We start from the raw sequence: 627 nt of genomic DNA, 5'->3' as shown, positions 1-627 counted from the left end.
CCATATCTAAAAAGGGAATCACCTGCAACAAATAAATATTATCTTGCTCCTGCACTAAAGTGATGCGATCTTCGATAGAAATGCGCCAGCCATTATCACCCGATCGCGCCCCTTGACGATAGCCGCGCAAAGTTTGACCGCCCCCAATACCAAATTTTTCCGACCCCAAGAGATTATCGGGAGAAAGCTGTACATCCCCTTGAATGACGAATAAATGGCGATCGCTTAAACGATGCAAGCGTTGTGCCTGTCCCGTCCAACTGAAAAACTGACCGTCGGGGGTAGGATCATTATTGTTGGTTGCATCCCACATATCTAAGCCAAAATTAAACTGAGAACGAAAAATCCAAGCACCGAGGCGATCGCGCTTAAGATAGTCCTGTCCAAAACTTAACACCATTGTGCGGGTACTTCCGTCGGCTTCTGCCCCACTACTAAAAGAAGTTCCTGTATTATTAAACAGGAAAGTTTGTCCGGTTTTATGTCGCAACCCAAGAGAGAGGGCAAATTCTTCCGTAAATTTACGGATTAAAGGTTGGCGCAGGGAAATCTCGTAAGTTTCCGACTCTCCCCGAATACCCAAGACATCGAAAGGAGATTGGGTCACATTATTGCGATCGATAGTGA

At 45.8% G+C, this 627-nt stretch carries 1 protein-coding gene; it reads right to left on the bottom strand.

What is annotated here, in order from left to right; translation table 11 throughout:
• Nucleotides 1-627: ShlB/FhaC/HecB family hemolysin secretion/activation protein (locus tag JUI58_RS13295; RefSeq protein WP_204104280.1), on the bottom strand; the 627-nt coding region annotated here is incomplete at both ends.

Source organism: Spirulina sp. CCY15215 (genome assembly GCF_016888125.1).
GTDB lineage: Bacteria > Cyanobacteriota > Cyanobacteriia > Cyanobacteriales > Spirulinaceae > CCY15215.
The sequence above is the reverse complement of the archived record's forward strand: the minus strand, read 5'-3'. Positions and strand labels throughout refer to the sequence as shown.